Annotated in this window: 5 protein-coding genes; 1 reads left to right on the top strand and 4 read right to left on the bottom strand. The window is 66.7% G+C overall.

Annotated elements, in window-relative coordinates:
- Nucleotides 1-173 precede the first annotated feature (173 nt).
- The 4 genes from rsmA to CG471_RS10660 all read right to left on the bottom strand — a co-directional run bounded on the left by rsmA (nt 174) and on the right by CG471_RS10660 (nt 5,736).
- On the bottom strand, nt 174-1,028 hold the full coding sequence (gene rsmA / locus CG471_RS10675; protein ID WP_099231856.1) for a 16S rRNA (adenine(1518)-N(6)/adenine(1519)-N(6))-dimethyltransferase RsmA: 855 nt from the start codon (nt 1,026-1,028) through the stop codon (nt 174-176).
- Nucleotides 1,018-2,043 (bottom strand): 4-hydroxythreonine-4-phosphate dehydrogenase PdxA, encoded by a 1,026-nt coding sequence (gene pdxA, locus CG471_RS10670; RefSeq protein WP_099231855.1) that lies wholly within the window; start codon nt 2,041-2,043, stop codon nt 1,018-1,020. Before pdxA ends, rsmA begins: the two co-directional genes overlap by 11 nt.
- The gene (locus CG471_RS10665) at nt 2,021-3,385 is read right to left on the bottom strand and encodes a peptidylprolyl isomerase (protein ID WP_099231854.1); all 1,365 of its coding nucleotides are present in this window, start codon (nt 3,383-3,385) and stop codon (nt 2,021-2,023) included. Before CG471_RS10665 ends, pdxA begins: the two co-directional genes overlap by 23 nt.
- Before the next feature lie 86 nt (nt 3,386-3,471).
- Nucleotides 3,472-5,736 (bottom strand): LPS-assembly protein LptD, encoded by a 2,265-nt coding sequence (locus CG471_RS10660; protein ID WP_010335609.1) that lies wholly within the window; start codon nt 5,734-5,736, stop codon nt 3,472-3,474.
- A gap of 179 nt (nt 5,737-5,915) precedes the next feature.
- Between CG471_RS10660 and CG471_RS10655 the strand changes: the two genes are divergently transcribed.
- Nucleotides 5,916-7,361 (top strand): leucyl aminopeptidase, encoded by a 1,446-nt coding sequence (locus CG471_RS10655; protein WP_099231853.1) that lies wholly within the window; start codon nt 5,916-5,918, stop codon nt 7,359-7,361.

Raw genomic sequence — 7,361 nt, 5'->3', positions numbered from 1 at the left:
GGCTGTCGACGAGAAGCGGACATTCCTCCCCGGCACGGGGAGGTGGCAGCGCGAAGCGCTGACGGAGGGGCTGGAGCCTCTTAGCGCTGCGCTATTGGGCCTGTGGCCCCCCCCCCCCCCCCACGCGGGCGGGCTCCCCCCCCCGGTCGTGTCTGAAGCGCGCGGCTGCGGGATCAGGCGCTTGTCGTGGCCTGGCCGAGCTGGCGGGCGAGGGTGACGAATTCTTCGACGCTGACGGTTTCGGCGCGGCGTTGCGGGTCGATGCCGATCGCCTCCAGAGCGTCGAGCGCGCCGGGGACGGACTTGAGGCTCTGGCGCAGCATCTTGCGGCGCTGGCCGAAGGCGGCAGCGGTCAGGCGTTCCAGGATCTTGAGCTGCACGCCTTCGGGCGCCGGCTTGGGGGTGATGTGGACCACGGCCGACATCACCTTGGGCGGCGGGGTGAAGGCGCTGCGATGCACCTTCATCGCGATGCGCGCGTCGCTGCGCCACTGGGCGAGGACGGCGAGGCGGCCATAATGGTCGGTGCCCGGTTTCGCGACGATGCGTTCGGCCACTTCCATCTGGAACATCAAGGTTAGGCTGGACCACCAGGGCAGCGGCGCCCATAGCGCCGACAGCCAGCCGACCAGCAGGGCGGTGCCGACATTATAGGGCAGGTTGGCGATGATATGGGCACCATCGCCGGCCTCGGCACGGGCATCCACCTCCATCGCGTCGCCGGAAATGACGCGCAACTGGCCGGGGAAGGCCAGCTCCAGTTCGGCGAGCGCCGGCAGGCAGCGCCGGTCGCGCTCGACCGCGACCAGCTTGCCGCCGGCGCGCAGGATCGCGCGGGTCAGGCCGCCGGGGCCGGGGCCGACCTCGAACGCGGGCTGATCCTGGATGCCGCCGGGAATGGCGGCGATCCGGTCGAGCAACTGTTCGTCGAGCAGGAAATTTTGGCCGAGCGCCTTGCTGGCCTGAAGCCCATGGGCGGAGATCACGTCGCGCAGCGGCGGCAATGTGGGGCGGGCGTCAGCCGGCATAGGCAATCCGTGCGCGGGCGGCTTCGGCCGCCATTTTGAGGGCGGCGATCATCGCGCCGGGATTGGCGCTGTCGGTGCCGGCGATGCCGAAGGCGGTGCCATGATCGGGCGAGGTGCGCACGATCGGCAGGCCCAGCGTGATGTTGACGCCATCGTCGAAGTTCAGCGTCTTGATCGGGATCAGCGCCTGGTCATGATACATGCAGAGCGCCGCGTCATAGGCTTCGCGGGCGCGGGCATGGAACATGCCATCGGCCGCCAGCGGGCCGACAATGTCGATCCCTTCGGCGCGCAGCGCCTCGATTGCCGGGCGGATCACCTCGATCTCCTCGCGACCGAGTGCGCCATTCTCCCCGGCATGCGGGTTGAGGCCGGCGACGGCGAGACGGGGGCGGGCGATGCCGAAATTGCGCTGCAGCCCCTTCACTGTGGTGAGGGCACGGGCGCGGATCAGATCGATGGTCAGCGCCGAGGGCACATCGGCCAGCGCGATATGGATGGTGATCGGCACCACCTTGAGCGACGGGCCGGCTAGCATCATGACCGCGTTCTGGGCCGAGACACCGCAGCGTTCGGCGACGAATTCGGTCTGGCCCGGATGGGTGAAGCCGACGCCGTACAACTGTTCCTTGCCGACCGGCGCGGTGACGATGCCGGCTGCCGATCCGGTGCGGGCAAGGCCGACCGCGACCTCCAGTGCCTGGAAAGCGGTGCGGGCGCCGTCGATGCTGGGCGTGCCGGGCACGATCTCGCCCGCTTCGGCCACCTGCATGCAGGGCAGGGCGCGCTCGAACACCTGCGCGGCTTCCTCGGGCGATCCGACGATCTCGACCGGGCCGAGCCACACCGCGCGCAGCGATGCGGCATCGCCGACGGCGAAGAAGGTGGGCAGGCCACGCGCTTCGCGCATGACCCACGCCTTGGCGACGATTTCCGGTCCGATGCCTGCCGGGTCGCCGAGCGAGACGGCGAAGGGCGGCAGGCTGACCGGATCAGTTATATTCGATAACGGCATCGCGGCGAAGATCGCGCAGGTAGATGCGGGCGCGCTTGTTGACGCGTTCCTCTTCCAACTGGGCCTGGATCTGTTCGGGATTGGGGGCGTTGGCCGACTGCGGCTCGTCGCGGCCGCAGACGATCAGGACGCGGACGCCATCGTTGATCGAGCCGAAGGGCGGGGTGGATTCGCCGACCTGCAGATTGACCAGAATGTCCTGCAGCTGGGGCGGCAGGTCGCGCAGCTTCACATTGTCATTGTCGACCACGTCGGCGCCGATGCGGGCGCCGATTTCGTTCGCCTGGCCGCAGCCCTTGATCTCCTTGACCGCGGCGGCGAAGGTCGCGGCCTTCTGGCTGGCGGCTTCCTTGCTGGTGCCGGCCGGGAAGAGGACCGACAGCTGCTTGAGGCTGAGCAGCGAATCGCGCGGATCGGCGGTCAGCACCTTGCGCTTGTCCATCACATAGATGATCGACATGCCGCCCACTGTCTCGATCGGGCCGGCGAGCTGGCCGACCTGCAATTCGGTGGCGGCCTGCGCCAGCTCGGTCGGCAGCTGGCTGGGGCGGACCCAGCCGAGATCGCCGCCGACGACGGCGGTCGAGGCTTCGGAGAACTGGCGGGCATAGGCGGCGAAGCTGCCGCCCTGCTTGATCTGTTCGATGATGTTGCGGGCGTTGGCCGTGATCTGGTCACGGTTTTCCGGCGTCGAGGACAGGTAGATTTCGCTGATCCGCACTTCGTCGCTGCCCTTGGCGGCGTTGAGGCGATCGACCACCGACTTCACTTCGTCTTCGGAAACGTTGACGAAGGGCTGGATGTTGCGGCGGAGCAGGCGGCTCCAGGCCAGTTCACCCTCGATCTGGCGCTTGATGCTGCTGGCCGAGCTGCCCTGTTCGCGCAGATATTGGTTGAACTGGTCGGGCGACTTGCGGAAATTGGCCGCGACGCGCTCATAGCTCTGGTTCACTTCGGCCGGATCGATCTTGATGTCGTTGGCCGCCGCTTCCTGGATCTGCAGCGTTTCGTCGATCAGGTTGCGCAAAACCTGGACGCGCAGCCGTTCCTTTTCCTCGGCCGACACCTTGCCGCCATTGGCGGTGATGATCAGGGCCAGGCGCTGGTCGACATCGGTGCCGGTGATGATGCGGCCGTTCACGATCGCCGTCGCCTTGCGGACATTGGGATCATTCTTGCCGAAGATGGTGACGTCCTTGGGCAGATTCAGGCCCTGATCGGCGTCATCGTCGACGGCCTGGGCCGACACGGTCTGTGCCGCCATGCCCAGAAGGGCGGTGGACAGAAGCAGGGTGCGCAGGCCCGAGCGAACGGATTTGGGCGAGAAAACGACAGAAAGCATCGTCGGCAAAAATCTCCAATACGGTCGGGAGCCAATGCCCCGTTCCGCCTTAACCGGTCCTGAGCGGACGGCGGGAAGGCAGTTCCTTATATGCCAATATTGCGAAAAGCCAGCCGCAGCTGGAAGCTGTTGCCGGCGCGCGCGTCACCGTTGGTCTGATAGTCGCGCCGCCATGTAAAGCCCAGCGTCAAACAATCATCCTCATAGGCAACGCCGAGGCGCTGGCGCACGGGCTCATAGCCGTCGGCCGTAGTGCCCGGATCTTCCTGCGCGCCGGTAAGATCGATCACGGTCGAGCCGAACACCGACCAGAAGCGGGCGAACTGGATGCGGCCGCCAAGGCGCAGTTCCTCGCGGTCCTGCAGATCCTCCAGCGTGATGTTGGCGTTGCGGTTGAGGCGCAGATAGCTGATCTGGGCATAGGTCTTCTTGCTGCCCACGGTCGCGTCGACCTCGTTCCGGCGGACCGCCAGATTGTCCTTGTCGACCCGGAAGCGCTGGGTGAAGCTGACGAAATCCTTGTAGCGGACGGTCCAGCGGCCGACGATGTCGGACATGCGGTCGGACAGGCCGGTGCCGTCGGGCAGGATGCTGGCGCGGTTGTCGAGCCGGTAGCTCTGGCCGACATTGGCGTCGAGCGTGAAGTCGGGCAGCGCCAGATTATATTCCAGGCCATAGGTGATGCGGCTCGAATCCTCGAACCGGTCATAGCCCGCGAAGCGGTTGAGCGCGAAGAGGTTGCTGTCCTCCAGATCGACCGACCGGGCATCCTCATTGGGCACCGACAGGTTGGCGAGATGGGGCGAGGCGACGATCTGGACGCGGGGGGCGATACGCTGGACGCCGCCGAAGGCCTCGCCCATGAAGGGCCAGCGCATGTCGACCGCGGCGGCGGCGATGCCGCGCGCCTTCCAGCCCGGATCGCCGGCATAGCTGATCGTGTCGGTCAGCAGATTGTCGCTGCTGTGATAGACGTCGCCGCGCAGATAGGTGGTGAAATTCACTTCCTGGCCAAGGCCGGTCAGCTTGCGCAGATTCCATTCGAACGCGGCAAAGGCGCGCTGGGTATCCTGCCCCTCGGTCCGGGTGATCGCCAGCGTATTGGCCTGGAACTGCATCTGGCCGCCCAGCAGCGGGTCCTTCATCCGCAGCCGATAATCCATGACCGGCAGGGCGATCGGCATCTGGCCCTGGGGGTCATCGACGCGCAGCGTCTGCACCGCCCAGCCGGCGAGCGAGAAATAGCTGTTCTCGCCGATCCGCTGGACGCCCAGGGTCGAACGCAGCCGGTCGTCGCGGCTAATGTCGTAGCGGCGCAGGAAGGTGCGGTCGGTGGCGACCCGGATCGACCCGTTGACGCTCCATTCCGGCGACAGCTGCATGCCGCCGCTGGCGTCGATCGCGCCGCGGATGTCCTTTTGCGAATCGGTCGGCGTGATGCCGCTCGACCGGCTGCCATAGGTGGCATAGCCGGTGATCTGATAGGCGCCGCGATCATAGAGATGGCGGAAATTGCCTTCGATCATCGGCAGCGAATCGCTGTAGACGTGCGGCGTGACGGTCAGGTCGCGATTGGGCGCGAGCTTGAGATAATAGGGGACCGCGACCTCGAAGCCATTGACCCGGTCATAACGGATATTGGGGACCAGAAGGCCGCTGCCACCATCGTCGCCGACCGGATGCGACAGGCCCGGCACCGGGATCAGCGGCAGGCCGAACAGTTCGACATTGGCGCGGGTATAGGAGACGCGCTGCTTGGTCGGGTCATAGACGACCTTGACTGCGTTGATCTGCCAGGTCGGTTCCTTGGGGCAGCCGTCGCTGCCCTCCACCGGACAGCCGGTATAGGCGGCGTGGTGCAGCGTATAGACGCCATTGACCCGCTCGCCCTTGGTCGCGGCCATGCGGCCGCCCTTCTGGAGGACCAGCAATATATTGTCGACCGCGCCATCCTTGAGCGTATCGGTGACATCGAAGCGGTCGCCATAGGCGACATTGCCGTCGGGATCGATCACCGAGACGGCGCCCTGCGCCTCGACCTTGCCGGTGTTGCGGTCCCACACGATCTTGTCAGCGCGCAGCCGGTTGCCGTCGCGCAGCAACTGGACATTGCCGGTGGCGGTCACGACCTGACTGTTGGTGTCATATTCCAGCGTATCGGCGGCGAAGCCGATTTCCTGGTCATTGTCGGGCACCGGCGCGTCGGGTGCGCTGATCGGCGTCTGGGGCTCGTTCAGCTTGGGCTCGGGCGCCTGTTGCGCATGGGCCAGCGGCGCCGCGAGCAGGCAGGACGAGGCAGCGCCGGCAAGCAGCGCCTGTTTGAACGACAGGGGAAACACGGAAATCTGCAAGCGTAGGGGCCTCTTTGTGGGCACTTCTGGTCCCTGCCTATCGCATTGCTTGGCCCGCGCCGCAATCGCTGCTCGCATTCGGGACGGCGGAAATCCGCCGAATGGCTTTGCAGAGCGGCAAAGCCGCACTATCTGGCTGAAACAAGAACGACACGGCATTCCAGAGAAAAGGCCCCCAGATGGACATCCAATTCAGCCCCACGCGCCCCCAGGTCGACACGTTGGTCCTTGCCGTGGCGAAGGGGACTGTCGACAGCCTGCCGCTGGCCGCATCGGCCACGCTGGTCGCCGGCGCCGCCGCCGCGCGCTTCGCCGGTGAGGCGGGCGGCAGCGTCGAGAGCTTCGTCGAGGAAGGTGGCGCGGTGCTGCGCGTCCTGCTGCTGGGCATTGGCAATGGCAGTGCGGCCGACCTGGAGCGGGCCGGCGGCGCGTTGACCGCCAAGCTGTCGACCAGCGGCGCGACCCACGCAGCGGTCGAATTCCCGGCCGGCGTCAGTGGCGAGGATGCCGCCCGGCTGGGCTTGGGCGCGCTGCTGCGTAGCTGGCGGATCGACACCTATCGCACGCGTCAGCCGGAAAAGGCCAAGCCGACGCTGGCGACCGTGACGATCGTCGCAACCGGCGCCGAGGCCGAATGGGCCAAGCTGTCGGCGGTCGCCGCCGGTGTCGCCTTCACCCGCGAACTGGTGTCGGAACCGGCGAACATCCTCTATCCCGAAAGCTTCGTCGCGCGCTGCCAGCATCTGGCCGAGCTGGGCGTCAAGATCACCGTGCTGGACCGCGCGGCGATGACGGAGCTGGGCATGGGCGCGCTGCTGGGCGTGGCGCAGGGGTCGGCGCGCGAGGCGCGGCTGCTGGCGATGGAATGGGACGGCACCGATGGGGCCGCCGAAAAGCCGGTGGTGTTCATCGGCAAGGGCGTGACCTTCGACACCGGCGGTATCTCGCTCAAGCCCGGCCCCGGCATGGAAGATATGAAGTGGGACATGGGCGGCGCCGGTGCCGTCGCTGGTGCCATGAAGGCGCTGGCCGGTCGCAAGGCCAAGGCGCGTGTCGTCGGCATTTGTGGCCTGGTCGAGAATATGCCCGACGCCAATGCGCAGCGCCCCGGCGACATCGTGACGTCGATGTCGGGCCAGACCATCGAGGTGCTGAACACCGACGCCGAAGGCCGTCTGGTGCTGTGCGACGCGGTGACCTGGGCACAGAAGACCTATGAACCCGAAGTGGTGATCGACCTCGCCACCCTGACCGGCGCGATGATGATCGCGCTCGGCAGCGAGCATGGCGGCCTGTTCGCCAACGACGATGCGCTGGCCGACGACCTGCTGGCGGCGGGCAAGACCAGCGGCGAGAAGCTGTGGCGCTTCCCGCTGTCGGAGGCCTATGACAAGCTGATCGACAGCCCGATCGCCGACATGAAGAATATCGGTCCGCGCTTCGCCGGCTCGATCACCGCTGCCCAGTTCATCAAGCGCTTCGTCAATGAAGGCGTGAAGTGGGCGCATCTCGACATTGCCGGCATGGTCTGGTCGGACAAGCCCGGCGCCACCGCCGACAAGGGCGCGACCGGCTATGGCGTGCGCCTGATCGACCAGCTGGTGGCCGACAAGTTCGAGCGCTGA

This window comes from Sphingobium sp. IP1 (assembly GCF_002708645.1).
Classification (GTDB): Bacteria; Pseudomonadota; Alphaproteobacteria; order Sphingomonadales; family Sphingomonadaceae; genus Sphingobium; species Sphingobium yanoikuyae.
This window is presented reverse-complemented; position numbering and strand designations above follow the sequence as displayed.